Below are 26,284 nucleotides of genomic sequence, written 5' to 3'. Positions count from 1 at the left end.
ACGGCGAAGCCCCGCCTCGGTCGAGGCGGGGCTTCGCCGTCCGCCCGGCGCTCGGCGGCGGGCGCGATGCCGTCAGCCGCGGGCGGCCCCCGGGACGGCGTGGTCGCGGAGCGGGCCGAGGGTGAGGGAGTGGGCGCGGCAGTGGGCGGCGATCAGCGGAAGGGCGGCGAGGGTGGCCCGCCAGGAGTCGGGGGCGGAGGTGCAGTCGGAGTCGTGCAGGAGGAGGGTCGCGCCGCCGGTGAGGCCGGGGCGGGCGGTCGCGTAGACGGAGGCCCCGGTCGCCTCCGCCGTCCAGTCCCGGCCCCAGGCCGTCCACAGCACCGGGCGCAGGCCCAGCCGCCGGGCGGCCAGGGCCGGGCCCGCCGTCAGCACCCCGTACGGCGGGCGGTACCAGTGCGGGCGCACCCCGCACAGCGCGGTCACCGCCTCGGTCGCGTGGCGCAGTTCGCGCAGGTCACGGGCCGGGGCCGGGTACCACTGCGGCCGGTGGTGCCAGCCGTGGACGGCCACCTCGTGGCCGCGCAGCACCAGCTCCCGGCCGAGGGCGGGGGCGCGCTCCAGCATCGAGCCCAGCAGGAAGAAGGTGGCCCGGACACCGCCCAGCGCGTCCAGCGCGTCCAGGATCTCCGGGGTGCTGCGCGGGTCGGGGCCGTCGTCGAAGGTCAGGGCGACGTGGTGCGGGTCGGCGCCGAGGCCGGCGGTTCGACGGGCCAGCGTGCGGCGCAGTGCCGGGAGGCGCACCGCCGCCGGGGCCAGGTGCGCGAACTCCGCCGCGGCCGCGGCGGCGGCCGCCGTCGCGAGCACCCGGGTGGCGGTGTTCACCGGGCTCACCCGAAGCGGGAGGCCATGCGCCGGAACACGCCCGGCGCCACGCCGTGGATCCGGGCCGGGAAGCCGAGCCAGTGCGGCACGAAGAGCCGGTCACGCCCGGTGGTGATGGTCGCGACCACGGTGTCGGCGACCCGCTCCGCCGGCACGGGCCGTGGCCGCTCCCGCTGGTAGGGCGTGCCGCGCCGGTCGAAGAACGGGGTGTCCACCGGACCCGGCAGCACCAGGCGCACCCCCACCCCGGTGCCGCGCAGCTCGTACCAGAGGCTCTCCGCGAACATCGCCAGCCCGCCCTTGGTCGCCGCGTACCCCGACTCGTCGCGCACGCCGACCTGGCCGGCCATCGAGCCGAGCAGCACGATCCGGCCCCGGCGGCGCTCCAGCATGCCCGGCAGGAGCAGGCGGACCAGCCGCAGCGGGGCGGCGAAGTTGACCTCGATCATCCGGTCCAGGACGTCCGAGGGGGTGTCCGCGAACGGTCCGCGCCACCCCAGGCCCGCACTGGCGACCAGCGCGTCCACCCGGCCGGCCTCCGCGAGGGCCGCCTCCGCGAGCCGGCTCGGGCCGTCCGGCTTGCTCAGGTCCTCGGGCAGGACGCGGCCGCCGGTCCGGGCGGCGACCTCGTCCAGGCGGGCGCCGTCCGTACCGGACAGCAGGGTCCGCCAGCCGGCGTCGGCCAGGCGGACGGCCGTGGCCAGGCCGATGCCGGAGGACGCGCCGGTGACGAGCACGACCGGAGGGTCGGCGGGCCCCGGCCGTCGGGGGCCCGGCTGGGCTTCGTCCGCCATCGCGCACCTGCCGCTCCGTGGGCGTGTCACCGTCCGATTTGTCCGGCAAGTCACCTTCGCACGGCGGCGCCACCCGGGCTACCGGGGCGGGACGGCCGGCTCCGCGTCCGCCTCCGGGCCCGGGCCCGGTTCAGGGTCCCGGTCCGCCGAGCCCGGCCGCGCGGCGGCCACCTCCGCGGACTGCCCCTCCAACTCCCCGAACCTGGACAGCAGGAAGGTGCCGCCCACCGCCACCGCGAAGCCCGCCAGCGCGCACCACTCGAACCCCGGACGCGCCGCGTCGCCCAGCGCCGCCACGCCCACCAGCGCCGGGCCGAAGGTCTCGGCGACCGTCCCGGCGGCGGTCGCGGCCGTGACCGTGCCGCGCTGAAGCGCCAGCGCGTACGCCAGGTAGCCGCCGAGGCCGCCCACCGCGAGCGCGTACGCCGCCGGGTCGGTGAGGACGGTGACCAGGCTCGACGCGTCCATCACCCGCACCGCCAGGCTCGTCACCCCGAACCCCACCCCCGCCAGCAGCCCCAGCCCGGCCGCCGCCACGGTACCGGCCCGGCGCACCAGGACGAGGGTCAGCAGCAGCATCACGGCGGTCGTCGCGAGCAGCGCCCAGTGGAACAGCGGCGGGGCGTGCTCCCGGCCCTCCCGGCCCGACCCCGACGCCAGCAGCGTCAGGCCGACCACCACGGCGACGATTCCCGTCACGTCCCCCCGGCGCAGCCGCGCCCCGAGCAGCCGGACGGCGGCGAGCGCCGTCACGGCCAGGCTCGCGTTGGTGACGGCCTGCACGAGGAACAGGGGCAGGCTGCGCAGCGCCACGATGCTCAGCGCGAAACCGACGATGTCCAGCACCGTGCCGAGCAGAAACTCCCACGACCGCGCCAGCGCGGCCAGCAGCCCCGCCCGCACCCGGTCCGCCTGCGGCGCCGACCGCGCCCCGCGCGCCTGGAACACCGCCCCGAACCCGAAGCAGACGGTCGCGACCAAGGCGGTGGTGAGTCCCAGCAGCATGCCTCTCCCAGCCTCACGGGCAGCATCGATCCACCACCAGTCTGTCCCCGGGACGGCGGGGCCGCACGGGTGGAGGGGGTTGGGTGGCGACCGGGCGGGGGCGACCGGGCGGGCGGGGTCAGGGCTTGAGCGCCACGGCCGCGTAGGCGGCGGCGTCGGGGGCGGTGGCCGGCGGGTCGGTGGGGGTGGGCCGCCAGTGGGGGGTGGGGACGGTACCGGGGGCGATGAGGCTCCAGCCGTCGAAGAAGCGGGTGAACTCGGGGAGCGTGCGGGCCTGGGCGGCGGTGCCGGCGGATTCGTAGATCCGGACCAGGCCGGCGATCTCGGTCGGGGCGAAGTCGGGGGTGACATGGGTCATCACCAGGGCGCTGCCGGGGGCGAGGGCCGCTTTGAGGTGCTCGACGAGCTCGTGGGCGCCACGGGTGTCGGGGACGAAGTGCAGGAGGGCGTTGAGGGAGAGCGCGACGGGCCGGGTGAGGTCGATGGTGTCGCGCAGGCCGGGCGAGGCGAGGAGGCGGGCGGGGTCGGTGACGTCGGCCTCGACGTAGGCGGTGCGGCCTTCGGGGGTGCCGGTGAGCAGCGCCTGGGCGTGTGAGAGCACGATCGGGTCGTTGTCGGCGTAGACGACGCGGGCGCACGGTTCGACGCTCTGGGCGACCTCGTGGAGGTTGGGCGGGGTGGGGATGCCGGTGCCGATGTCGAGGAACTGGTCGATGCCGGCCCGGGCGAGGGCGCGGGTGGAACGGTGGACGAAGGACCGGTTGGCGCGGGCGGCGACGCGCAGCCAGGGTGCGACCGCGAGGGCGTGCCCGGCGGCCTCGCGGTCGGCGGCGAAGTTGGTGAAGCCGCCGAGGTAGTAGTCGTACATCCGGGCCGAGTGCGGCATGTTGAGCCGCAGGTCGACTCCGTCGTAGAGGCTCATCGCGTTCCCCCTCGGCGTCGCGGACACCTGTCGATTGGTGCCCACCGTATCCGGAGGTCGAGCGCGGACCGCCGCGCTCCAACCAGTCGGGCGATCCCATGGGATGACGATCTGTATTCGGGATGCGGCCTGGAGTGACGAGCCGGATGGACTGAGGATGGGCGCAGACAGCCCGAACCTCGAGTGGCCCGCCGAGCTGCCGGCGGCCACGGAAAGCAGGCTCGATGACGATCGACAGGGACGCCCCCGTGCGCGGGTACCGGGGAGGGCCGACGCTGGAGCGCGCCGACGGCGCGGAGTCGGACCGGGAGGCCGGTGGCGACCTCGGCCTGCGGCTGGACCTCACCTACGCGTCGTTCTGCGAGACCCATGAACCCGCTTGGCGCGCTCTCGCGTTGACCAGGATAGGCGGCCAGGCGGACGCCGCACTGGTGGTCGAGGCCGTGAAGGCGGACCTGGCCCGCTGCTGGCCTCAGGTGCTGCGGTTCGAGGAGCCGGCCGCGTACGCCTGGCGGTTGGCGAACCGGCACGTCTCGGACTGGATGTCCGCCGAGGAACCGGTGGCGGTGGAGGCCGTCACCTTCGCCGCGGTGATCGGCGCGTTCAAGCAGGTCGCGAACGGGCTGCTGCACAGCGAGGCGGACGAGGTGCGGCTGTACGCGGCGATCCTCGAACTCCCGGACCGACAACGGGATGTGATCATCCTGCGGTACCTGCTGGGCCTGCACGTCAAGGTGATCGCGGCCTACCTGGGGCGGCCGGTGGCGACGGTGCACTCCAACCTGCGGCACGCGCGGGAGCGACTGGCGCGCCGGCTCGGCGTGGGCGAACTGCCCGACCGCTCGGGTGAACCGGCCGACCGAGCGGGTGAACTGCCGGACCACGCGGGTCAGCTGTGACGCCCGGGCAGGAAGCGGACCCGCCCGACGGGGCGGGCACGAGCGACAGGACGGGTACGAGCGGCGAGGCGGGTACGAGCGGCGGGGGGCGTGCGGTGGTCCACGTGCCCCGGCCGGAGCGCGCGCACGCCGAGCGCATCGCAGCACTGCGCCAGGCCCGGCTCACGGCCGCGCCGACACACCTGCCGTCGGAGTTCGAGCAGGCCGCCTTCGAACTGGGCCTGGTGGTGGCCCTGGTACTGGGCGCACCGGACGCCTCCCGGGGGCTCGACCTCCTGGTGAACGCCCGCCGGATCCAGCCCGAGGGCGCGGAGGTGTTCGCCGCGCTGCTCTACGCGACCGGGCGGGAGGAGGGCGCCGAGTTCTGGTGGCGCTTCGCCGCCGGATCGGGCTGCGGCACGGCGGCGTACTGCCTGCACCTGCACCATCTGAAGCTCGGCGAGAACGACGACGCCGACTACTGGCGGGCCTGGTCGGACCAGCTGGTTGCGGCCGGACGCCCCTCCGGGCCGATGCCGTTGCGGATGACCAGGCCGCTGCTGCCGGACGACGTGCGGCGCGACATCCTGTCCCGGGTCCACCACGGGCTGGCGCCGCAACTGCCGCCGCGGCTGGTCGCGGTGATCGACCGGCTGCCGTTGCAGGGCGACGAGGACGAGGAGGAGGTGCCGAGCCCGTGGGGGCTCACCTCGGGGGCGACCTCGGCGTGTTCGTGGGATGTCCGGTGGGACGGCGAGGACCCGTTGGAGTGAGCCCGCCCGCGCCTGCCCGTGCTCCCCCGTTCAGGTGAGCACCGCCTGCCGGGCGGCGATGTCCGGGTCGCGGCCGCCGCCGGAGGTGACGGCCTCCGCCCCGGAGCCGGTGTGCCGGACGACGTAGTGGTGCGGCGCCATCGCCGTGTCGCGGCCGGGCAGAGCGGCGACCACCGCGTGGTGGGCGACGGCCGGGGTGAGTTCGCGGTCCGCGCTGGTCAGCCCGGCGGTCAGCCTTCCCTCGTCCAGCGCCAGCTCGATCTCCGCCCGCGCGCCGAGGGCGGCCTCCAGCAGGTCGCGAACGGCGGCCAGGTCGATCCAGGAGCCGTCGACCAGGTGCCACTCCCCGCTCCGGTCGGGGGTCGGCACGCCGCCGACGCCGGGCAGGGCGTCGAGCGGCACGGGCCCGCGGGCGGCGGCGGCCAGGACGGCGAGCAGCGCCCGCGCGAACCGGTCGGTCTCGTCCGGGTCCAGCACCTGCGGGCAGCTGATCAGGGCGAAGTCGAGGCTGCCGCTGATCCGCAGGATGGTGAACATCAGCCGGACCGGCAGCTGTGGGGCGGGCAGCCGGGTCAGTTCGGGGTCGGCGGTCGCGGCGGGTTGGGCGTCGGCGACGGCGGCGGGGATGGTCAGGCTCAGGTCGTTGACCACGACGTGGCGGGGGAACCGGCTGCCGCGCAGGTGGGCGCAGTCCTCGATGAGCCGCCAGACCTGTTCGGCGTCCAGGGTGCTGTGCCAGTAGGCGCTCAGCGAGGCCGCCTTGGCCCGGCCGATCAGCTGGTCGAGGTCGGCAGTCCCGGTGTCGAGCAGGATCAGGGCGTCCTGCGCCAGGGTGCCGACGTGGTCGACCAGGGCGGCGCGCTGACGGTTCGCGGAGAGCGCCGAGAGCGCCAGCCCGGTGCGGCCCGACCGGTGCGCGACGAGCGCGGCGAAGGCGGCGAGCAGGACGACGGACGGGCTCGCGCCGGTGCGGCGGCAGACGGCGGCGAGGTCCTCGGCGGCGGTGCGGGAGCGGACCAGGACGGCGGAGAGGTCGTGCGGGGGGCCGGTGATCCGCGCGTCGGCGAACACGACCTGCGGGCCGGCGGCGAGGCTGCGGGCCCAGTACCGCAGGGCGGCGGCCGACTTGCGGCGGCCCTGCGCGCTCCGTTCCGCGTCCGCGATCCGCAGCGGGGTCGGGGCGGTGACCGGCGGGAGGTCCTTGCCGGCGGCGAGGTCCAGCCAGTCCTGGATCAGCAGCACGGTGGCGGCGCCGTCGGCCCCCGCGTGGCAGACCACCGCGACCAGCCGCAGCAGTCGCTCCCCGTCCGTGACGAGGGTGAAGCGCAGCCGCGGGGCGGCCGCCAGGTCGAACGGAACGGCGACGTCGGCCCGACCCAACTCAGCTGCGAGCGCGTCCAGTTGGGGGTCGCTGCGGTCGCCCGCCTCGATCACGGTGACGGTGAACCGGCCTTCCGGGTGCACCACCTGGCGCTCCGGGAAGCCGTCCGCGCCGGGGCCGGCGGGGAAGGAGGTGCGCAGCGACTCGTGCCGTTCGACGAGTCGGCGCAGGGCGGCCAGCCCGGCGGACACCGAGGTGCCGTCCGGGACGGGCCAGAGCGAATCCTTGTTGATCTGCTCGGGGGCATCGCGCCCGATGCACCGGATCATGTTGTCCTGGCCGAGCGTGAGCGGCCCCGAATCGACAGCCGCACCACCGGCCGAGCCGTCGGCCGAGGCCGCGTACCGGACCTCGATCCGTCTACTGGTCTGTGTCTCGCCGTACGGGGTCACGTCGTACGCGCCTTTCGGCTCGCCGGGGAAGGGTTCAGCGGGGTGCGATCGGGACGCTACCAGCGACCTCGCACGCTGGTCCAGACCAATCGTTCACCTAACCGATGATTCGCCAATTCCTGTGTGAGACAAGAGAGTTGGCATGAACCGAACCATGACTACGGAAGGGTCAACGCGCTCAGCACGCCGAGCCTGCGGTCCAGGTCGGCGACCAGGACGGGGCGCCCCTGCGCCCGCCAGGCGGGCAGCTGCTCGGCGAGCTCCGCCCAGGCCCCGGTGAACGGCTGGGCCGCCGAGTCCTCGGCACCGGCCAGCCCGGGGCCGAGCACGAGCGCCGGGTCGGGCCCCAGCTCGGCGGCCCGGGCCCGCACCGCCGCATCCGACAGCTCGGCACCGGGCATCTGGTGGACGGTCATGTCAGGCCCGGGGGCCTCCTCGCAGACCAGCACCACCACACCGTGCCGCTCCGGCAGCGCCACCGGCGCGGCCGGCTCGTGGTGCAGCGCGGTCTGCTCGGCGAGCACCACGACCGCCCGGCGGCAGGATCCGGTGCGGTGGTAGTCGACCGCGAGGCGCAGCGCGGTGAAGGCCGCTGCGACGCCCTGGTCGCAGACCGCGAAGGCGAGCGGCGTGCCCGGACAGGATCGGCTGAGCGCCAGCGAGGACGGCGCACCCGGTCGGACGTCCGGGGTGTCGAAGGCCAGGATCAGCAGGTCGACGGGCTCGTCCTCGGCGAGCGCCTCGCGCACCAGGCCGGCGGCCAGCTCCTCGTAGGAGTGGCCGACGCCCGCGCTCAGCAGGTCCTCGCGCAGCGGCAGGCCGTAGGGGCGGACGAGGTCGGAGACGAACACCCGCAGGTCCGGGTGGAGCGAGGCCTCCGAGCGGCCGTCGAAGCGCCGCGCGAGCGCCCGGGTGATCCGCAGGCCGTGGTCGGCCACCCGGTCAGTCCTCGGGGATGACGTGTCCGGCGACGTAGTCGGCCAGCTTGGTGACCGAGCGCAGGTCGTCCTCGGTGATCTGCTCGACGTCCACCTGGATGTCGAGCGACTCCTCCAGCTCCAGGATGAGCTCGATGGTGCCGGCGGAGGTGAGGCCGAGGTCGTCGAAGAGGCAGGCGTTCTCGGGGATCTCGGGCAGTTCGCGCTTGAGGACTCGGGGCAGCAGCTCGCCGATGCCGGTGCGGATCCGCTCGCGCAGCTCGGGGTCAGTGGTCTGGACCACAGGTTCTGACATGGGTGTCCCGTCCCGTCGTACGTGGGAGAGTGGTCTGGCGTGGGAAAGATGGACGAAGTAGACGCTTCGTCAGCAGCGGACCGCCATCGCGGAGAAGGTGGCTCCGACACCGGCGGCGGCGATCAGGTAGTGGTCGCCGCGGCGCAGCAGCCCCCGCGTGGTGGCGGTGTGAAGATTGATGAGGCTGTCCGCAGCGAAACTGTGCCCCACCGACAGCACGTTGTCCAGCACCACCTTGTCGAGCGGATAGCCGATCCGGCGCGCTATCATCCGCCACGACGCCTGGTTGACGTTGTGCGGAAGCACCGCGGCCAGGTCGGAGAGGTCCAGACCGGCCTCGTCCAGGGCGGCCTCGATCGCCTCCACCATCACGTTCGGGTACTCGCGCTGGTAGCGGGCCAGGAGGTCCGCGTCCTCGGCCAGCCGGCCGTCGAACTCCGGGCGCTGGCGCACCGCGAAGGAGAGCACCCGGTGGCGCTCGCCGTCGGCGCTCACCAGACAGGCGGCCGCGCCCTCGGCGAAGATACCGGTCTCGGGCACCACCTGGGCGTCCTTGGTGAAGGTCTTCTCGCCCGCCAGGATGAGCGCCAGTGCCCGCGGGTCGGGCTCGGCGGCGAGCAGCCGGCCGGCCAGGTCGATGGCCAGCAGGCCCACCGCGCACGCGTGGTGGGTCACCGTGAAGGCGTTGGCGTGCGCGAGGCCGCGCGGGGCGAGCAGGTCGTGCAGTGGGTTGAGCGGGTAGGGCACCGCCACCGGCATGCTGCGCGCGTGGATCACGAAGCGGACGTCCCGTTCGCGTCCGCGCAGCTCAGGCAGGTTGTCGAGGGCGGAGTCAAGCAGGTCGGGCAGCGTCCCGGACGGGTCCAGACGGAGCTGGTCCAGTCCGTGGAAGCGGCGGAAGAGTCGAAGTTGACGTGGGGTCAGGCCGATCCGCTCACCAACCGCCTCGATGGGCACGGCGTGCGGGGGGAGGTGAACGGCCACTGCCTCCAGTGCTGTCACGCGGGCTAGTATTCCGACGCCCGCCGGGTCGCACAAGTGATCTCGGGCCCCTTCAGCATCGCGTTCGTCTCCGAGGCCGCCGAATCCGCCTCCTGGGCGGGCGCGTTCACCCCCGTGCCGTCGAGCAGGTGGGAGACCCCCTTCGATGTCCGATGCCATTTCTCACACGTCGTCCGACCGTGAACCGCACCGCCCCGCCGCGCCGTTGCACCCGGAGCTGGTCGCACTGCTGGTCGAGGCCGCCGGAGCGCCGCCCGGCTGGGCCGACCGGCTGACCCCGGACGCCCGGCTGGACGGCGACCTGCTGCTCGACGAGGGCGAACTGGCCGCGCTCGCCGGGCGCCTGCGCGAACGCTTCGGCCCGGCGGCCGACCTGGCCCGGCTGCGCGCCGGGCTGGACCTGGCCGCCCTGGAAGCGCTGACCGTCGCCGACCTGCAGAAACTGATCCCCGAGGAGGGTGCGCGATGACCCGGTTCCTGCTGGTGATGCCCCCGTTGACCGGCCACGTCAATCCCGCGGCGGGCATCGCCGCCGAGTTGACCGCGCGCGGACACGACGTCGCCTGGACCGGCACCGAGTCGGTGCTGCGCCCGCTGCTCGGTCCCGGGGCCCAGGTGCTCGGCACCGGCACCCGGGCGTTCCGGGCGCAGGGCGGGCACGGGCTCGCCGCGCTGCGTTCGCTCTGGGAGGGCTTCATCGTCCCGTACGCGCGGTTCACCGCGAAGCCGCTGGACGCGATCGTGCGGGAGTTCCGGCCGGACGTCCTGCTCGTCGACCAGCACACCCCGGCGGGCGCGCTGGCCGCCCACCGGCACGGCCTGCCGTGGGCGAGCTTCGCGCCCGGGGCGATGGAACTGGGCCGCCCGTACCGGGCGCTGCCGCAGGTGGAGGCCTGGATGACCGGCCTGCTGCGCGGGTTGTGGGAGCGCGCCCGGCTGCCCGTGCAGGAGTACGTGGACCCGCGTTTCTCCCCCGCCCTGGTGCTGGCGACCACCGGTCCCGCGCTGACCGGTGACGACGCGCCGCCCCCGCACCACGCGCTGGTCGGGCCGGTCCACTCCGTTCGGCCGGCCGATCCGGACTTCCCGTGGGAGCGGCTGCTGCCCGGGCGCCGGCGGGTGCTGGTCACCATGGGCACACTGGCCGGCGAGCTGGGCGCGGACTTCCACGCGCGGGCCGCCCGGGCGCTGGAGCTGTGCGGCGACGACGTGCAGCCGGTGTTCGCCGCCCGGCGCGAGCTGCTGCCCGAACTGCCGCCGCAGGCCGTCGCGGTGGACCGGGCGCCGGTGCTGGAGCTGATGACGCGCGGCGCGCTGGACGCGGTGCTGTGCCACGGCGGGATGAACACCGTCGGCGAGGCCCTGACGCACGGCCTGCCGCTGGTCACCGCACCGATCCGGCACGACCAGCCGTTCGTCGCGGCGCAGGTGGCGGCGGCCGGGGCGGGGCTGCGGGTGCCGTTCGCCCGGGTGACGCCGGAGCGGCTGGCGCGGGCCCTGCGGGCCGTGCTGGACACGGCCGACTACCGGCGCAACGCGGTTCGGGTCGGCGAGGCGCTGCGCGCGGGCGGCGGGGCGGCCACTGCCGCGGACCGGCTGGAGGCCCTGGCGGCCCGAGCCGGGCAGGACTTCCGACAGCCGCTGCCGGGGACCCTGTAGCAGACCGGAAGATCAACGTCCATTGGTCTAGGCCATTGTCTCCGGGCTTGAGTTCGGCCTAGGGTGGCGCCCAGCACCGCCTTCGCAGGTGCCGAGCACCGCCTTCCCAGGTGCCGTGGCAGCCCATCCCCGCACGGGAGTTCCGGTTGATCGAGACCACGGGACTGCGCAAGTCCTATCGCAAGAAGACCTCCCGCAAGAGCGGCGAGAACCCCACCGTCGACGCTGTGCGCGGCATCGACCTGTCCGTCGACGCGGGCGAGATCTACGGTTTCCTCGGGCCCAACGGCGCCGGGAAGACCACCACCCTGCGCATGCTGGCCACCCTGATCCGCCCGGACGGCGGTCAGGCCAGCATCGCCGGGGCCGACCTCTTCACCGACCCGGCCGGTGTACGCCGCCGGATCGGCTACGTCGCCCAGGGCGGCGGCACCACCGACACCGTCAGCGCCCGCGAGGAGCTGGTGCTCCAGGCCCGGATGTACGGCGTCGCCAAGGCGCAGGCCGTCCAGGCCGCCGAGGGCGCGCTCAAGGCCTTCGACCTGGCCGAATTCGGCGACCGCCCGTGCGCCACCTACTCCGGCGGCCAGCGCCGCCGGGTGGACATCGCGCTCGGCGTCATCCACGAGCCCCGGGTGCTGTTCCTGGACGAGCCCACGGTCGGGCTGGACCCGGCCAGCCGGGCGTACGTGTGGGAGGAGATCCGCCGACTGCGCACCGAGGGCATGACCGTCGTCGTCACCACGCACTACCTCGACGAGGCCGACGCCCTGTGCGACCGGGTCGCGATCGTCGACCACGGCCAGGTGGTGGCCGAGGGCACGCCCGAGGTGCTCAAGCGCGAGATCTCCGGCGACGTCGTGCTGCTCGGGCTGGAGCCCGGAGAGGGCGTCGCCGAGCGGGCCGCCGAGGTGCTGCGCCCGCAGCCGTACCTGCACCGGCTGGAGTTCAGCGGGGAGGACGGACTGCGGCTCTACCTGGAGGACGGCGCGGCGGCCATCCCGCAGCTGCTGCGCGCGCTGGACGGGGCGGGCGTGACGCCCGGCACCGTCCAGCTCCAACGCCCCAGCCTGGACGACGTGTTCCTGGCCCGCACCGGCCGTTCGCTCCAGCAGTCCTGATCCGCCCATTCCTGGGGAGACCATGAAGCTCGCCCGCGACACCTGGCTGGTCTTCCAGCGCCAGGTGCTGCTGATGATCCGCACCCCGATCTGGATCGCCGTCGGGATCATCCAGCCCGTGTTCTACCTGCTGCTGTTCGCCCCGCTGTTGAAGAAGGTGCTCGCCCCCGACGGTGCCAGCAGCTACGCCGACGCCTACCAGGTGTACGTGCCGGGCCTGCTGGCGGTGCTGTGCATCTTCGGCGGGCTGTTCACCGGCTTCAGCCTGCTCGGCGAGCTGAGGGCCGGCATCATCGAGCGCTCCCGGGTGACGCCGGTGAGCCGGCTGGCGCTGCTGCTCGGGCGGGCGCTGCGGGAGATGGTGGCGCTGCTGGTGCAGGCCGTCCTGATCACCCTGATCGCGCTGCCGTTCGGGCTGCGGGTGAGCCCGCTGAACCTGCTGCTCGCCTACCTGCTGCTCGGGCTGCTGGCGCTGATGACCTCGGCGATCTCCTACGGCATCGCGCTGATGGTACCGACGGACGCGGCGATGGCACCGGTGGTGAACACCATCGCGCAGCCGATCGCGCTGCTCTCGGGGGTGCTGCTGCCGCTCACCCTGGCGCCGCACTGGCTGCAGCAGACCGCCAAGTGGAACCCCTTCTACTGGGCGGTGGAGGGCATGCGCGCGCTGTTCTCCGGCCACCTCGGGGACAGTGCGGTGTGGCAGGGCCTGCTGGTCGTCGTGGTGATGACCGTGCTGTCGGTGTACTGGTCGGCCCGGTTGTTCTCCACCCGGGTGCGCTGAGACACGACGCACGAGGACGGGGACACGTGCACGAGGAGGGGCCCGGCTCACGAGCCGGGCCCCTCCTGCTGTTGCGAGCGTCGTTCAGGAAGCGATCGCCCGGGAGGCGATGAACGCTGCCAACTTTGCCACACCGTCGATAATCTGAGTCTGTGTCAGCGAACTAATCGAGAGCCTCAGGCGGTGCTCCCCGCCGCCCGCCGGGTAGAACGGCGCCATCGGCGTCCACAGCACCCCGTACCCGCGGGCACAGCGCTCCATCGCCGCGTCGTCGGCGGCGAACGGGACGGTCAGCACGGCGAAGAAGCCGCCCTCGGGCCGGTTCCAGGACACGCCCGAACGGCGCCGCTCGGAGGCCGGGAAGTGCCGGTCCAGCTCCCGCAGCAGGGTGTCCATGCCCGCCGCGTAGTGGGCCGTGGCGGCGGCGTTGGCGGCGCGCAGCCGGCAGTCGTGGCGCAGCAGCATGCCGCCGATGACGGCCTGGCTGAGCGCGGGCGTGTTGACCGTCGTCATGCTCTTCAGCTTGGCCAGTTCGTCCGCCAGCAGGGTGCGCCGCCCGCCGGGGCCGGCCACCTCCTGGTCGGCCACGACGTAGCCGAGGCGGGCGCCGGGGAAGCAGGTCTTGGCGAAGGAGCCCAGGTAGACCACCTGGCGGCGGCGGTCGAGCGCCTTGAGCGTCGGCCGCTCCCCCGGGTCGCGGGCGAAGAAGCCGTACGGGTTGTCCTCGATGACGAGCAGGCCCTCCTCGGCGGCCGTCTCCAGCAGCCGGGTGCGGGCCGCGACGGGCATGCTGGTGCCCGAGGGGTTGGCGAAGTCCGGGACGACGTAGAGGGCGCGCGGGCGGCGGCCCTTGGCCCGCACCGCCCGGGCGGCGGCGCGCACGGCCTCCGGGTCGGGGCCGCCGGCCGGGCCCTCGGGGACGGGGAGGGTGGTCAGGTCGAGCAGCCGGGCGGCGCCGGTGACCCCGACGTAGCAGGGCGAGCTGACCAGCAGGACGTCGTCCGGGCCGGCGCACAGCGCGCGCAGGGTGAGCAGCATGCCCTCCTGGGCGCCGACCGTCAGCACCAGGGCCTCGGGGGCCACCGCCAGGCCCTCGTCGTTGGCGAGGGTGCGGGCGACCAGGTCGGCGATGATCCCCTTGGTGGGGCCGTACTGGAACAGCGCGGTGCGCACGGCGTCCCGGTCGAGGCCGCGGGCCGCCAGGTGGGCGAGGTAGGTGTCCAGGTAGGCGGGGACGTCCTCGGGTTCGAAGAAGCCCTCGTAGGGGCGGCCGGGGGCGAAGGAGACGGCGTCGGGGTAACGGGTGGTGACCTCGTTGAGGAAGGTCATCGCGTCCAGCAGCGGGTCGGCCAGGCTGGCGTGCAGGTCGGCCAGGGGCAGGGGCTCGGGCGCGCTCACCGCAGGGCCTCGCGCAGCCGCTCGGCGGCGTAGCGCTGGGCGTCGGCGGCCGCGTCCAGGGTGCCGGTCATGGCGAAGAAGCCGTGCGGCATGCCGGCGTAGCGGCGGCGCTCCACCGGGACGCCGGCCGCGCGCAGCGCCTCGGCGTACTGCTCGCCCTCGTCGCGCAGCGGGTCGTACTCGGCGGTGATGACGGTCGCGGGCGGCAGTCCGGCCAGGCCGGGGGCGCGCAACGGGGAGGCGTGCGGGTGGGCGCCGTCGGCGGGGTCGGCCAGGTAGTGGCCCCAGTACCAGGCCACCGAGCGGCGGTTGAAGAGCATCGGGTCGTCGTGCTCGCGCAGCGAGGGGGTGTCGGCGGCGTGGTCGGTGTTCGGGTAGACGAGCAGTTGGTGGCGCAGGGCCGGGCCGTTCTCGTCGCGGGCGATCAGGGTGAGGGCGGCGGTGAGGTTGCCGCCGGCGCTGTCGCCGCCGACGGCGAGCCGACCCGGGTCGACGCCGAGCTCGCCGGCGTGTGCGGCGAGCCAGTACAGCGCGGCGCGGCAGTCGTGGACGGCCGCGGGGAAGGGGTGTTCGGGGGCGAGCCGGTAGCCGACGGAGGCGGTGACGCAGCCGGCCGCGTTGGTCAGCCGGCGGCAGATCGCGTCGCTGGTGTCCGGCGAGCCGAGGGCCCACCCGCCACCGAACAGGTACAGCAGGGCCGGTAGTTGACGGCCGGGCGGCTCGGGGCGGTAGAGCCGCAGGGCGAGTTCGCCGCCCGGGCCGGGGATGCGGTGCTCCTCGACGGCGGCGACCGGCTCGGGGCTCCCGGCCGCGGCGCGGATGTCGGCGAGGTCGGCGGCGCGGGCCTCGGCCAGGGTGAGGGTGTAGAGCGGCGGCGCACCGCCGCTCGCGCGCCGGGCGCGCAGCGCCTCGGCCTGGGGGTGCAGGGGCATGGGTGGTCCCGTTCGGTACAGATCCGGTGCGGAGGCGTCGGCGGGCGGACTCAGGGCCTGAGGGCTTCAGGATCCAGGGGTCCATGGGCCTGAGGACACGAGGGCCTAGCGGTCGGCTTCGACGTAGACGGTCTCGTCGGTGCGGAACGCGGTGTCGAGGTCGGCGACGTCGGGGCGGGCGCCCTGGCGGTAGGCGCAGTGGCGGATCCGCTCGGGTTCGAAGCCGGCGAGGGTGAGGACGTGGCGCAGCTCGTCCAGGTCGTAGATCCACTGGTGCCCGTAGTGGCGGAAGATCTGGTTGACCAGGAAGGCCGGGCGGGCGGGCATCGGCGGGCCGAAGCCGAGGGTGGTGAGGCGGCGGCGGTGCTTGGCGAGGAAGCCGTCCCCGTTGGCGTAGCCGGCCAGGTAGCGGGCGAGGTCCGGGGTGGTGAGGCGCAGCACGCCGCCGGGGCGCAGGACGCGGCGCACCTCGCGCAGCCAGCCGACCGCGACCGGCATGGTGACGTGCTCGATCAGGTGCTCGGCGTAGACCCAGTCGACGCTGGCGTCGGCGAAGGGCAGCGGCCGACCGATGTCGAGCTGGGTGAACCAGCGGTCGCCGTCGACCCGGTAGAGGGTGCCGGGTTCGGTGGCGGCGCCGGGGCTGCGCAGGGTGGTGAGGTCGGTGCCGAGTCCTTCCGGGTGGGCGGTCCGGAAGGCGGCGAACTCGATTCCGGTGAGGCCGAGTTCGCGGAATCCGGCGTGGTCGCGGGGCAGCCCGCCGGGGTGCGCTTCGAGCGTGTCGCAGGTGGCGACCTGCTCGCTGAAGGCGTCCAGGCGGGTGGCGAGGCCGTCGGGGTCGTCCCAGTCCCAGCCGGGGAAGGGGTCGTTGCGTTCGGTCTCGGGGGTCGGTTCGGTCATCTGTTGTTCTCCATCCAGTACGGACAACGTGGTGCAGGCGGTGCGCGGTTCAGCCGGCCGGGCAGGGCCAGGGGGCGAGGGCCGTGCGGTCCAGGTCGGCGAGCCGGGGGCGGCCCAACAGGGCCATGGTGTGCTCCAGTTCGTCGCGCAGCAGGTCGAGGACGCGGTGCACGCCGGCCTCCCCCTCGGTGGCGAGGCCCCAGAACACCGGACGGCCGACCAGGACGGCGCGGGCGCCGAGGGCGAGCGCGACGGCGATGTCGGCGCCGGTACGCACCCCGCCGTCGAGCAGCACCGGCAGGTCGGCGGGTACGGCGTCGACGACCTCGGGCAGTGCGGCCAGGGAGGGCAGAGCGCCGTCGAGTTGCCGCCCGCCGTGGTTGGAGACCACGACGGCGTCGGCGCCGTGTTCGGCGGCGAGCCGGGCGTCCTCGGCGGTCAGGATGCCCTTGAGGACCAGCGGCAGCCGGGTGCGGGCGCGCAGCCAGTCGAGGTCGGCCCAGGTCAGGGTGGGGTCGAACTGTTCGCGGGCGTGCTCGGCGATGCCCGAGCCGCCGTCCGTCGCGCGGTGGCTGGCGGACATCAGGTCCTGGTCCAGGTTGACGGCGCGGACGGCGGGCGGGATCGCGAAGCCGTTGCGCAGGTCGCGCAGGCGGCGGCCGATCCTGGGGGCGTCCACGGTCAGGACGAGCGCGCGGTAGCCGGCCGCCTCGGCGCGTTCGACCAGGGCGGCGAGCGCGGCGCGCTCGCGCAGCCAGTACAGCTGGAGCCAGAGCGGACCGGTGGCGGCGGCCGCGATCTCCTCCAGCGTGCGGCTGGCGAACATGCCGGCGACCAGCAGGGCCCCGGCGCGGCCGGCGGCGCGCGCGGTGGCGGTCTCGCCCTCCGGGTCGACCAGCCGGTGGTAGGCCATCGGGGCGATGCCGACCGGCAGGCCGAGCGGCGCGCCGAGCAGCGTGCTCGCGGGCGAGCAGTCGGAGACGTCGACCATCGTGCGCGGGCGCAGTGCATAGCGCGCGAACATTTCCCGGTTCGCCGCCACGGTGCGTTCTGTGCCGCTGCCGCCTTCGATGAAGTCCCATATTTCCGGGGAAAGTTGCGCGCGCGCGGCGCGCTCCATCCCGGCCAGCGTGAGTTCTCCCACGGGCATCCTCGATTCCGGGCGGCCACGCGTGGACCAGCCCCGGTTCCGCAGCGTAGGAGCAACAACCACATTGGTATAGACCTTGATTTGACCAAACGTCTGTGCAATCGTCTGGCAACGGAATTGACCGTTTTGGTTGTGAACGGCGTCCATGTCAAATCCCCTCACTTGTGTGGAGCGGTGTTGACCGGCATTTCCCCCTCTTCACTTCCGCCTTCCTCACCGCCGCACGCCGACGCCCCGGACGCCTGGGTCGACCGGCTGTTGCTGGCCGGTCCTGGAGGCGAGGAGTGCCTGCATCTCGGCGTACCACTCGACCGGGACGCCCTGCGCGCCCTGGTCGACGAACAGGCCGCGCACCTCGCCGCGGCCGGACTCGGCCCCGGCGGCACGGCCGCGCTACGGCTGCCGCCCTCGGTGGCGTTCGTCACGGTGCTGCTGGCGTGCTGGCGGCTCGGCGCCCAAGTGGCGCTGCTCGACCACCGATTGACGGACCACGAGGTCGACGCGGCGGTGGCGCGGCTGGCCCCGCAGGTCCTGGTAGGCTCCGCCCACCGACCCGCGGCGGCCCTGCGCGGCTTCTCCGAGGTCGAGCCGGTGGCCGTCCGGCTGCCGGAAGGGCGCCCGGCCCGCACCGGGCACGCGCTGATCCAGCTCAGCTCCGGGTCCACCGGCCCGGCCAAGGTCATCGCCCGCACGGCCTCCGACCTGCTCCGCGAACTCGACTGCTACCACAGGCTGGTGGAGTTCCCCGGCGAGGGCGAGCGGGTCGTCCTGCTGTCCTCCGTGGTGCACGTGCTCGGCCTGGTCGGCGGACTGCTCAACAGTCTGCACGCCCGGGCCTCGCTCACCGTGCCCGAGCGGATGACGGCGGCGGGCATCCTCGCCGCGGTCGCCGCCGGCGACCGGCCGACCACCGTCATCGGAGTGCCCTTCCACGCCGAACTGCTGGCCGGCGCCGTCACTCCCCCGGCGCTGCCGGGGATGCGGCGGATGATCGTGGCCGGCGAGCTGGTCCGCCCGGGCCTGCCCGCGCTGTTCGCCGACCGCTACGGCGTCCCGCTCGGCACCATGTACGGGATGACCGAGACCGGGGTCATCGCCACCGACCTGTCCGGCACGCTCCACCCGGCCAAGCAGCCCGTCCACGGGATGCGGCTGCGGCTGGTCGCGGGCGAACTGCGAATCGGCGCGGAATCCTCGCCCTACCCGGGGCTGGACGACCCGACCCGCTGGTCGGACGGCTGGCTGCACACCCGCGACGCGGCCGAACTCGACCCGGCCACCGGCCTGGTCACCGTCCTCGGCCGCCTGGACTCGCAGGTCTCGATCGGCGGCCTCAAGGTCGACCTCACCGAGGTCGAGCAGACGCTCACCGCGCTGCCCGAGGTCCGCGAGGCCGTCGTGGTCTTCGAGGACGGCGCGATCGAGGCCTACCTCGCCACCGAACCCGACGCCGACCTCGCCCTCGTCCAGGACGGGCTGGCCCGCCGGCTCGCCGCCTACAAGCGGCCGCGACGGCTCGCCCTGCTGCCCCGACTCCCCCGTACCGCCACCGGAAAACTCCTGCGCGACCCGGCCGCCCTGCGCAGCACCGCCACGGCCGCCGCGCTCTGATCCACCGCACGCACCCCGACAAGGAGCCACACCATGCAGGACCGCGTCCGCGAGTTCGTCCTCGCCTCGCTCACCGAGATGCAGTACGACGTCTCCGAGGTCACCGGGGACACCGACCTCGGCCCGGCCGGGCTGGACCTCGAATCGCTCGCGCTGGCCGAGCTGTCGGTGCAGGTCGAGGACGAGTTCGGGATCAAGTTCGACCTCGACGAGATGGAGACCACCGCGCTGATGACGCTCGACGAGTTCACCGCCGACGTCGTCAAGCGGATCGCCGCCAGCACCACCGCCGCCACTGCCACCGCCACCGCCGGCAGCCCGGCGTGAGCGGCTCCGCCCTCCCCGACCGGGCCGAGGTCCGCGCGATGCTGGCGGCGTTCGGGCAGCGCGCCGCCGACACCGTGCCCGACGACCTCGGATCGCTCGAACTCACCTGGCTCATAGCCGAGTTCGAGCAGCGCTACGGCATCCAGGTGGACCTCGACGACGACCGCTTCGGCGCCGTCCGGACGGTCGACGACGCCACCGAACTGCTGCGTTCGGCCGTCCTGGCCGAACGTGTGGGCGCCCGGCCATGACCACCGGCGCGCCCTCCGCACACCGGCCGCGCGGCCGGCCGGTGGTCACCGGGCTCGGCGTGCTCAGCGCCGCCGGGCGCGGACTCGGCCCGCTGACCGAGGCCGCCGCCCACGGCAAGACCGCCTTCGGCCCCGTCACCCGCTTCGACGTGAGCGCCCGCCGCACCACCCGGGCCGCCCTGCTGCCCGACGACGTGCCGCTCGCGCACACCTTCCCGCTGGCCCGCGCGGTGCTCGACGCCGTCGGCCAGGCCTGCCGCCAGGCCGCACTGACCGCCGCCGACGGCGCGGACACGCCCGTCCTGCTCGCCCTGCACAGCGACGAACGGACCAGGGGCACCGCCGACGCGGTGGCCGCCGGTGTCCGCGCCGCCTGGGGCACCGCGGGCGTCACCCGGGTGTACACCGGTGCCTGCGTGGCAGCCGCGACCGCCGTCGCGGACGCCGCGGCGCTGGTCGCCACCGGGCGGCACGAACGGGTCCTGGTCGCGGCCGGGCACCTGGTCGAGCCGGGCGTGTTCGCCGTCTTCGACGCTGGCCGTGCGCTGGCCCGGGACGGCGAGCTGCGCCCGTTCAGCACCGGCCGCACGGGCACCCTGCTCGGCGACGCGGCCGCCGCCGTGCTGGTCGAGGCCGCCCCGGCCGCCGAACGGCGCGGCGCCACCGCCCTCGCCCGGCTGGCCGGCTGGGGCCGCGCCGGGGACGCCCACCACGTGTGCCGCCCCGAACCGGACGGCGCCGGAGTCGCCCGGGCCGTCGAGGCCGCGCTCACCCGCGCCGGCGTCGCCCCGGCCGAGGTCGGCTACGTCAACGCCAACGGCACCGGCTCCACCCTCGCCGACCAGGCCGAGGCGAGCGCGCTGCGCCGGGTCTTCGGCGCGCACACCGCCGAACTCCCGGTCAGCTCCAGCAAATCCGTCCACGGGCACGCCCTGGAAACCTCCGCCCTGCTCGAACTCGCCGTCACCATCGGCGCGTTGGGCACCGGCCTGCTCCCGGTCAATGCCGGCTGGCTCGGCCCGGACCCGGACGTCGGCCTGGACCTCGTCCTGGACGGCCCCCGCGCCGCCCGCCCCCGCTACGCACTCAGCCTCAACTCCGCCTTCGGCGGCGCCAACACCGCCCTGCTGGTGGCCCCCGCATGACCGGCCACCGGCCCCCGCCCGCCGTTCGACGGCGCCGACCCCGTACCCCGGCACCCACACCATGACCACCGACGCCACAGACTCCGACGCCACAGCGCCCGACGCCACGAGCTTCGGCGCCGCACCCGCGCCGGCCGCCGCCCGGCTGCGGGTCCTCGCCGAGGCCCGCCGACCCGACCCCGGCTCGGCCGACCCCGACCTGGCCGGCCCGCCGCCACCGCTGCCCGGCTTCGCCGCCTCCGGCTTCAACCCGCTGGTCGCCGACACCGCCGACCGCTGCCTGCGCGCCCACCACGGCGCCCCGCCCGCCCCCGGGCGGACCGCACTGCTGCTGGCCAGCGCCGACGGCGACCGCGCCACCGCGCGGGCCATCGACCGGAGCGCCGAACCCGGACGGCGCCCCGCACCCCTGTTGTTCTTCCAGTCCAACCCCAACGCCGTCCTCGGGCACATCGCCGCCCGCTGGGGTCTGACCGGCCCCGTCGTGGCGATCAGCCCGGCCCGCGCCGTCCCCGGGCAGGTGCCCTCGGACGCGCTCGACCTCGCGGCGCTGCTCCTCGCGGACGGCGACGCCGACCAGGTGCTGGTCATCGCCGCCGAACCGGGCGACGACGGACCGGGCGAGGCCGCCGGACACGCGGTGGCCGTCCTGGTCACCGGCTGACGTCCCGGTCACCGACCGAGTCACCGCCTCAGTCACCACCGACTGAACCGTCCGGCCACCGCCGGCCGTACCCACGAACGAGGCCCGACGACTGAAGCAGCCGCACCCGGCAGACCAGCACCCAGGCCCCGTCACCCACCCAGGCCCCGTCGCACCCGCCGACAGCCCACCGACACCCGCCGACACCCTTCGCCGCCCGCGCGGCCGCCCGACCCACGCCAACCGATCAGCCGCCCGGGCCGTCTCCGGCCCCGAGGGAGGGATCCACCCCGTGACCATCCGCAGTGTCCGCAGCCTGATCGCGGACGACCCCGACGTGGGCGCCGGCAACGTCCTGACCGCCCGGCTCGCACTCGGCCTCGGCCTCGACGAACCGCTGCTGACCTTCGACACCCCGGTGGACGACCACCCCGCCTGGCAACCGCTCACCCTGCGCGAACTCGACCGCGCCGTCCGGGCCCGCGCCGCCGCGCTGCACGCCCTCGGCATCACCCGGCGCGACCCGGTGGTGGTCTTCGCGAGCGACGCCGCCGACCACGTGCTCGCCTTCCTCGCCCTGACCCGGCTCGGCGCCATCCCCGCGCTGCTCAACCCCAACGTGGACGGCGAGCGGGCCGCCCGCTACATCGCCCGCCTCGGCGCCGTCGGCGTCCTCGCCGACCCGGCCCACCTGGCCGCGCTGGCCGGCCACGACCCCGGCGCGCCGCTGCTGCCCGAGATCTCCACCCTCGGCGCGGGCGACCCGGACGCCGCCCCCGAGCCGTACCGGCACTGGTCCGGCGACCCGGTGGCGATCACCCACTCCTCCGGCACCACCGGAATGCCCAAGGCCGTCGTCCACTCGCACGCGAGCCTGTACGCGGCGATCCGCCACCGGCTGCGGCTGCCCCGCCCGCAGGGCCAGGACCGGATGCTCAGCGCACTGCCCGCGCCGCACGCCGCCACCCTGATCGCGCTCAACCTGGCGCTCAGCTCGCACACCGAACTCGCCGTGCTGTCAAGGCAGTCCGGCGCCGGGGTGCTGGACGCGATCGAGCAGTGGCGGCCCACCGGGGTGATCGGCTTCGCCGCCACCTGGGCCGAACTCGCCCACCACGACCTCGCCGCCCGGGATCTCGCCACCGTCGCCCTGTGGTGGAACACCGGCGACTGCGCGCACGAGGTGCACATCCGCCGCCTGATCGCCACCGGCAGCCGGGAGTCCGTCACCCGCGCGGGCCGCACCCGGACGCCGGGCTCGCTGTTCGTCGACGGCCTGGGCTCCACCGAGATGGGCCACTCGCACTTCTTCATCACCCACGGCCCCGGCACCGAGCGCTACGGGCGCTGCGTCGGGCGCCCGCACGCCTTCGTCGACTGCGAGGTGGTCGGCCCGGACGGCGAGCCGCTCGGCCCCGGCGAGGTCGGCGAACTCGCCACCTCCTCACCGACCCTGGCACTCGGCTACTGGAACGACTCGGCCACCACCTTCCGCACCCGGATCCGCGGCCGCTTCCTCACCGGCGACCTGATGTACCGGGACGGGGAGGGCTACTACTACCACGTCGACCGGGCCGTCGACTCGGTCGAACTCGGCGACGGCAAGCGGCTGTTCACCGCCATGTCGGAGGAGCGGGTGCTGGCCGCCCGCCCGGACGTGGCGGACTGCACGGTGGTCGCCGTGCGGGACGGCGAGCGCGTGGTCACCGACGTGCTGCTGATCCTCACCGCCGACGCCGACCCGACCGCCGACCGGACCAAGGACGTCATCGCCGCCCTGGACGAGGCCGCCGCCGCGACCGTACGCCAGGTGCTGGTCGTCTCCGGGGACGACATCCCGCTCGGCCCCACCGGCAAGGTCCGCAAGGTACTGCTGCGCCAGCGCTACCTCGACGCCGCGGCCGGTGCCCGATGACCCGCCGCGAGGGCGCCGTCGTCACCGGCCTCGGCCTGGTCTCGCCGCTCGGCCGCAAGCCCGCCGAGGTGTTCGACGCGCTCAACGCCGGGCGCTCCGGACTGACCGCCGTCCCCGAGGGCCACGCCGCGCACGGCTGGCTGCCCGCCGCCGGGATCGCCCCCGCCGTGGACGGCCGCGAGGTGCTGCCGCCCACCGAGACCCGCTGCGTGGACCGCTTCGTGCTGCTCGCCCTGGCCGCCGCCGACGACGCGCTCGCCGACGCCGGCCTGGTCGTCGGCCGGGACGCCGACCCGCACCGCACCGCCGTGGTGCTGGCCACCGGCGGCGGCGGACTGGAGACCTTCGAGCAGCAGTCGCACCGCCGGCTGGAACGCGGCCGCCCCGGCGTCAGCCCGTACCTGCTGCCGGGCATGCTCTCCAACATGGCCACCGCCCGGATCGCCATCAAACACGGCATCCGCGGCTACAGTTCGGCCGTGGTGACGGCCTGCGCGGCCGGTGCCCAGGCCGTCGCCGAGGGGCTGCGGCTGATCCGCTCCGGCGACGCGGACGTGGTGGTGTGCGGCGGCACCGAGTCCTCGCTGCACCCGACCATCGCCGCCGCCTTCACCAACGCCCGTGCGCTCGCCCAGGGTTGGGAGGATCCGGAGCAGGCGAGCCGACCCTTCGACACCCGCCGCAACGGCTTCGTGCTCGGCGAGGGCAGCGCCGTCCTCGTCCTGGAACGCGCCGACCACGCCGACGCCCGCGGCGCCGCCGGGTACGCGGACGTCATCGGCTGGGGCGCCTCGACCGACGCCCACCACCCGACCATGCCCCGCCCCGACGGCTCCGGCGCCGCCGACGCGATGCGCTCCGCGCTCGCCAACGCCGGCCTGGCACCGGGCGACATCGACTACGTGAACGCCCACGGCACCGGCACCAAGCTCGGTGACGTGGCCGAGACCGCCGCCCTGCGCGCCGTCTTCGGCGCGCACCCGCCCGCGGTCAGCTCCACCAAGGGTGCCACCGGCCATCTCCTCGGCGCCGCGGGCGCGTTGGAGGCGGCGGTGACCGCCCTGGCGGTGGCGAGGGGGACGCTGCCGCCGACACTCAACCTGACCGACCCCGACCCGGCCTGCGACCTGGACCACGTCCGGGGCGGGGCCCGGTCCGCACCGGTGCGCGCCGCGCTGAGCAACGCCTTCGCCTTCGGCGGCCACAACCTCAGCCTGATCCTCGGCCCGGCGTCCACCCGGGCCGCCAAGTAGCGCGCCGATCCACGCCCTTCCATCCCTCCGGGGGAGATCCCGTTGTCCATCCAGTCCATCACCCACGTCGAGTTCCACTGCGCGGACGCCGACAAGACCGCGGCCGGGCTCTGCGCCGACTTCGGCTTCGCCGCCGACGCCCCGGAGACCGCACCGGACGGCGCCCGCACCATCCGGCTGCGCCAGGGCTCGATCCGGATGCACCTGGCCTCCGCCGCCGACCCCGACCACCCGGTGGCCGGCTTCGTCGCCCGGCACGGGGACGGCGTCGCCGCCCTCGCCCTCGCCTGCACCGACCCGCAGGCCGCGCTGGAGCGCGCCGAGCGGCACGGCGCCCGCGTGCTGGACCGGGCCGGCCGACTGATCGCCGGCTTCGGCGACACCGCGCTGAGGTTCGTACCGCCGCGCCCGGCCGAACCCGCCGACGAGCCGGGCCTGCTGGACGCCCTGGACCACGTCGCGATCTGCGTCCCGGCCGGCGAACTCGCCGACGCCGTACGGTTCTGCGAGGCCGCGCTCGGCTTCCACCGGATCTTCGGCGAGTACATCGAAGTCGGCCGACAGGCCATGGACTCCAGCGTGGTGCAGAGCGCCTCCGGCGAGGTCACCTTCACCCTGATCGAGCCGGACACCACCCGACGGCCCGGCCAGATCGACGAGTTCCTGGCCTCCCACGACGGCGCCGGAGTGCAGCACCTGGCCTTCCGCACCGGCGACATCGCCACCGCCGTCCGCACCGCCCGGGCCAACGGCGTGGAGTTCCTGAGCACCCCGGGCACCTACTTCGACGCCCTGGCCGAGCGGTTCGGCGAGACGGCGATCCCGGTGGAGACCCTGCGCGACCTGCACGTGCTCGTCGACCAGGACCACGGCGGCCAGCTGTTCCAGATCTTCGTCCGCTCCACCCACCCCCGGCGGACGTACTTCCTGGAGCTGATCGAGCGCCAGGGCGCCGGCACCTTCGGCACCGCGAACATCAAGGCCCTGTACGAGGCCGTCGAGCGGCAGAGCTCCGACGCCGCCGTCTGACCGCCGCCCACACCTCAAGAAGGGGCACACCCCATGACCACCGCCGTCGAGTTCCGCCTCAGCGAGGCCGAACACGCCCTGCTGCCCACGCCCGAGGAGGTGGCCCACTACCGCGAGCACGGCTGGTACCTGTCCCGGAAGCTGTTCAGCGACGAGGAACTGGACACCCTCCAGGCCGCCACCGAGCTCTACTACGGCGGCCACCGCGACCGCGAACTGCCCGCCCGCCCACCGCGCCTGGCCGCCTGGGATCCCTCGCAGGGCCCGATCCAGCGGCACAACGACTACGTGCACTACGAGAGCGACGCCATCGGCGCGATCCTGCGCAAGCCGCTGATCGGCGCGGTGGCCGCCCTGCTGGCCGGCGCCGAGGAGATCCGGGTGTTCCAGGCGACCCTGATCTACAAGCCGCCGGTGCCCGGGGAGCCGAGCAACCAGGTGCCCTGGCACTTCGACAAGCACTACTGGCAGACCTCCACCTCGGAGGAGATGCTCACCGCGTTCATCCCGTTCCACGACTGCCGCGAGGAGAACGGCACCATCACCATGGTGGACGGCAGCCACCGCTGGCGGGAGCTGGACTCCGGCGAGGACTCCACCCGCCACTTCGCCGACCGCGACCGCACCCAACTCGACGACATCCTGGCCGCCAACGCCGCCCACAACGGGCAGCAGGTGCGCACCGTCCCGATGCACATCCCGCGCGGCCACATGTCCTTCCACCACTGCCGCACCTACCACGGCAGCGGCCCCAACCTGGCCTCCTTCCCCCGCCGGGCCGTCTCGCTGCACCTCCAGGACGGCGCCAACGAGTACCGCCGCCACACCCGGGCGGACGGCGGCCCGGTGGTGTACAACCACGACGTGCTGGTGCGCCGCACCGCCGACGGCCGGCCCGACTACGCCGACCCGCAGTTCTGCCCGACCATCTGGCGGGGGGCCCGGTGACGGCTCCCCCGGC

General features: G+C 74.8%; 27 protein-coding genes. 15 read left to right on the top strand and 12 right to left on the bottom strand.

The genetic code is table 11. From position 1 onward, the window contains the following. Positions 1–72 precede the first annotated feature (72 nt). The 4 genes from AC07AL_RS21885 to AC07AL_RS21870 all read right to left on the bottom strand — a co-directional run bounded on the left by AC07AL_RS21885 (position 73) and on the right by AC07AL_RS21870 (position 3,543). Positions 73–822 carry a polysaccharide deacetylase family protein gene (locus tag AC07AL_RS21885; protein ID WP_400984967.1) on the bottom strand — a complete coding sequence of 250 codons (750 nt, stop codon included), beginning with the start codon at positions 820–822 and terminating at the stop codon, positions 73–75. Positions 823–827: 5 nt separating this feature from the next. Then, positions 828–1,559 carry an SDR family NAD(P)-dependent oxidoreductase gene (locus AC07AL_RS21880; protein ID WP_244293554.1) on the bottom strand — a complete coding sequence of 244 codons (732 nt, stop codon included), beginning with the start codon at positions 1,557–1,559 and terminating at the stop codon, positions 828–830. A 135-nt stretch (positions 1,560–1,694) separates the two neighbouring features. Beyond that, positions 1,695–2,621: a DMT family transporter gene (locus AC07AL_RS21875; RefSeq protein ID WP_400984968.1), complete on the bottom strand. Its 927-nt coding sequence runs from the start codon at positions 2,619–2,621 to the stop codon at positions 1,695–1,697. A 118-nt stretch (positions 2,622–2,739) separates the two neighbouring features. Beyond that, positions 2,740–3,543, bottom strand: coding sequence for an SAM-dependent methyltransferase (locus AC07AL_RS21870; protein ID WP_400805788.1), 804 nt, complete (start codon positions 3,541–3,543; stop codon positions 2,740–2,742). Between the two features lie 224 nt (positions 3,544–3,767). On the opposite strand from AC07AL_RS21870, the gene AC07AL_RS21865 reads away from it, so the two are divergent. Together AC07AL_RS21865 and AC07AL_RS21860 are read left to right on the top strand one after the other, a co-directional pair. Beyond that, entirely contained in the window at positions 3,768–4,442 is a 675-nt protein-coding gene (locus AC07AL_RS21865; RefSeq protein WP_400984970.1) for an RNA polymerase sigma factor, read from the top strand. A 95-nt stretch (positions 4,443–4,537) separates the two neighbouring features. Next, entirely contained in the window at positions 4,538–5,194 is a 657-nt protein-coding gene (locus AC07AL_RS21860) for a hypothetical protein (protein WP_400984972.1), read from the top strand. Positions 5,195–5,224: 30 nt separating this feature from the next. On the opposite strand, the gene AC07AL_RS21855 is transcribed toward AC07AL_RS21860, so the two are convergent. From AC07AL_RS21855 to AC07AL_RS21840, 4 genes are all read right to left on the bottom strand, one after another. After that, positions 5,225–6,967: a condensation domain-containing protein gene (locus AC07AL_RS21855; protein WP_478317966.1), complete on the bottom strand. Its 1,743-nt coding sequence runs from the start codon at positions 6,965–6,967 to the stop codon at positions 5,225–5,227. Positions 6,968–7,125: 158 nt separating this feature from the next. Next, a complete protein-coding gene (locus AC07AL_RS21850) occupies positions 7,126–7,905 on the bottom strand; it encodes a hypothetical protein (RefSeq protein ID WP_478317965.1) in 780 nt (259 codons plus the stop codon). A 4-nt stretch (positions 7,906–7,909) separates the two neighbouring features. After that, a complete protein-coding gene (locus tag AC07AL_RS21845; protein WP_079136143.1) occupies positions 7,910–8,200 on the bottom strand; it encodes a phosphopantetheine-binding protein in 291 nt (96 codons plus the stop codon). A gap of 69 nt (positions 8,201–8,269) precedes the next feature. After that, positions 8,270–9,202, bottom strand: coding sequence for a 3-oxoacyl-[acyl-carrier-protein] synthase III C-terminal domain-containing protein (locus AC07AL_RS21840; protein ID WP_363582555.1), 933 nt, complete (start codon positions 9,200–9,202; stop codon positions 8,270–8,272). 145 nt (positions 9,203–9,347) lie between these two features. On the opposite strand from AC07AL_RS21840, the gene AC07AL_RS21835 reads away from it, so the two are divergent. The 4 genes from AC07AL_RS21835 to AC07AL_RS21820 all read left to right on the top strand — a co-directional run bounded on the left by AC07AL_RS21835 (position 9,348) and on the right by AC07AL_RS21820 (position 12,769). Further along, positions 9,348–9,671, top strand: coding sequence for a hypothetical protein (locus tag AC07AL_RS21835; protein WP_363582553.1), 324 nt, complete (start codon positions 9,348–9,350; stop codon positions 9,669–9,671). Continuing rightward, entirely contained in the window at positions 9,668–10,861 is a 1,194-nt protein-coding gene (locus tag AC07AL_RS21830; protein ID WP_478317964.1) for a glycosyltransferase, read from the top strand. The genes AC07AL_RS21835 and AC07AL_RS21830 overlap by 4 nt, the downstream gene beginning before the upstream one ends. Before the next feature lie 146 nt (positions 10,862–11,007). Further along, on the top strand, positions 11,008–11,982 hold the full coding sequence (locus AC07AL_RS21825; protein ID WP_363582550.1) for an ATP-binding cassette domain-containing protein: 975 nt from the start codon (positions 11,008–11,010) through the stop codon (positions 11,980–11,982). A 22-nt stretch (positions 11,983–12,004) separates the two neighbouring features. Next, positions 12,005–12,769 carry an ABC transporter permease gene (locus AC07AL_RS21820; protein ID WP_363582548.1) on the top strand — a complete coding sequence of 255 codons (765 nt, stop codon included), beginning with the start codon at positions 12,005–12,007 and terminating at the stop codon, positions 12,767–12,769. An 84-nt stretch (positions 12,770–12,853) separates the two neighbouring features. Here AC07AL_RS21820 and AC07AL_RS21815 read toward each other — a convergent pair whose 3' ends face one another. The 4 genes from AC07AL_RS21815 to AC07AL_RS21800 form a co-directional block, all read right to left on the bottom strand. After that, a complete protein-coding gene (locus tag AC07AL_RS21815) occupies positions 12,854–14,167 on the bottom strand; it encodes an aminotransferase-like domain-containing protein (protein ID WP_478317963.1) in 1,314 nt (437 codons plus the stop codon). Continuing rightward, the gene (locus AC07AL_RS21810) at positions 14,164–15,099 is read right to left on the bottom strand and encodes an alpha/beta hydrolase (protein WP_400984978.1); all 936 of its coding nucleotides are present in this window, start codon (positions 15,097–15,099) and stop codon (positions 14,164–14,166) included. Before AC07AL_RS21810 ends, AC07AL_RS21815 begins: the two co-directional genes overlap by 4 nt. A 105-nt stretch (positions 15,100–15,204) precedes the next feature. Next, positions 15,205–15,999 carry a class I SAM-dependent methyltransferase gene (locus AC07AL_RS21805; RefSeq protein WP_363617197.1) on the bottom strand — a complete coding sequence of 265 codons (795 nt, stop codon included), beginning with the start codon at positions 15,997–15,999 and terminating at the stop codon, positions 15,205–15,207. Positions 16,000–16,048: 49 nt separating this feature from the next. Continuing rightward, positions 16,049–17,149, bottom strand: a complete 1,101-nt coding sequence (locus AC07AL_RS21800; protein WP_400805801.1) for an alpha-hydroxy acid oxidase — start codon at positions 17,147–17,149, stop codon at positions 16,049–16,051. A 174-nt stretch (positions 17,150–17,323) separates the two neighbouring features. Here AC07AL_RS21800 and AC07AL_RS21795 point away from each other — a divergent pair, with 174 nt between their 5' ends. The 9 genes from AC07AL_RS21795 to AC07AL_RS21755 all read left to right on the top strand — a co-directional run bounded on the left by AC07AL_RS21795 (position 17,324) and on the right by AC07AL_RS21755 (position 26,271). Then, positions 17,324–18,760 carry a class I adenylate-forming enzyme family protein gene (locus tag AC07AL_RS21795; RefSeq protein ID WP_478317962.1) on the top strand — a complete coding sequence of 479 codons (1,437 nt, stop codon included), beginning with the start codon at positions 17,324–17,326 and terminating at the stop codon, positions 18,758–18,760. A gap of 33 nt (positions 18,761–18,793) precedes the next feature. After that, a complete protein-coding gene (locus AC07AL_RS21790; protein WP_363582536.1) occupies positions 18,794–19,087 on the top strand; it encodes an acyl carrier protein in 294 nt (97 codons plus the stop codon). After that, on the top strand, positions 19,084–19,338 hold the full coding sequence (locus AC07AL_RS21785; RefSeq protein ID WP_350885552.1) for an acyl carrier protein: 255 nt from the start codon (positions 19,084–19,086) through the stop codon (positions 19,336–19,338). The genes AC07AL_RS21790 and AC07AL_RS21785 overlap by 4 nt, the downstream gene beginning before the upstream one ends. Further along, positions 19,335–20,483, top strand: a complete 1,149-nt coding sequence (locus tag AC07AL_RS21780) for a beta-ketoacyl synthase N-terminal-like domain-containing protein (RefSeq protein ID WP_478317961.1) — start codon at positions 19,335–19,337, stop codon at positions 20,481–20,483. Before AC07AL_RS21785 ends, AC07AL_RS21780 begins: the two co-directional genes overlap by 4 nt. A gap of 61 nt (positions 20,484–20,544) precedes the next feature. Further along, on the top strand, positions 20,545–21,147 hold the full coding sequence (locus AC07AL_RS21775; protein ID WP_478317960.1) for a beta-ketoacyl synthase chain length factor: 603 nt from the start codon (positions 20,545–20,547) through the stop codon (positions 21,145–21,147). A gap of 271 nt (positions 21,148–21,418) precedes the next feature. Beyond that, a complete protein-coding gene (locus tag AC07AL_RS21770; RefSeq protein WP_363582530.1) occupies positions 21,419–23,041 on the top strand; it encodes a class I adenylate-forming enzyme family protein in 1,623 nt (540 codons plus the stop codon). Next, positions 23,038–24,294 carry a beta-ketoacyl-[acyl-carrier-protein] synthase family protein gene (locus AC07AL_RS21765; protein WP_363617211.1) on the top strand — a complete coding sequence of 419 codons (1,257 nt, stop codon included), beginning with the start codon at positions 23,038–23,040 and terminating at the stop codon, positions 24,292–24,294. The genes AC07AL_RS21770 and AC07AL_RS21765 overlap by 4 nt, the downstream gene beginning before the upstream one ends. A 42-nt stretch (positions 24,295–24,336) precedes the next feature. Next, a complete protein-coding gene (gene hppD / locus AC07AL_RS21760) occupies positions 24,337–25,323 on the top strand; it encodes a 4-hydroxyphenylpyruvate dioxygenase (RefSeq protein WP_363582526.1) in 987 nt (328 codons plus the stop codon). Between the two features lie 33 nt (positions 25,324–25,356). Beyond that, positions 25,357–26,271, top strand: coding sequence for a phytanoyl-CoA dioxygenase family protein (locus AC07AL_RS21755; protein ID WP_363582524.1), 915 nt, complete (start codon positions 25,357–25,359; stop codon positions 26,269–26,271). The last annotated feature ends 13 nt before the right edge of the window (positions 26,272–26,284 follow it).

This window comes from Kitasatospora sp. NPDC043949 (assembly GCF_056435365.1).
The sequence above is the reverse complement of the archived record's forward strand: the minus strand, read 5'-3'. Positions and strand labels throughout refer to the sequence as shown.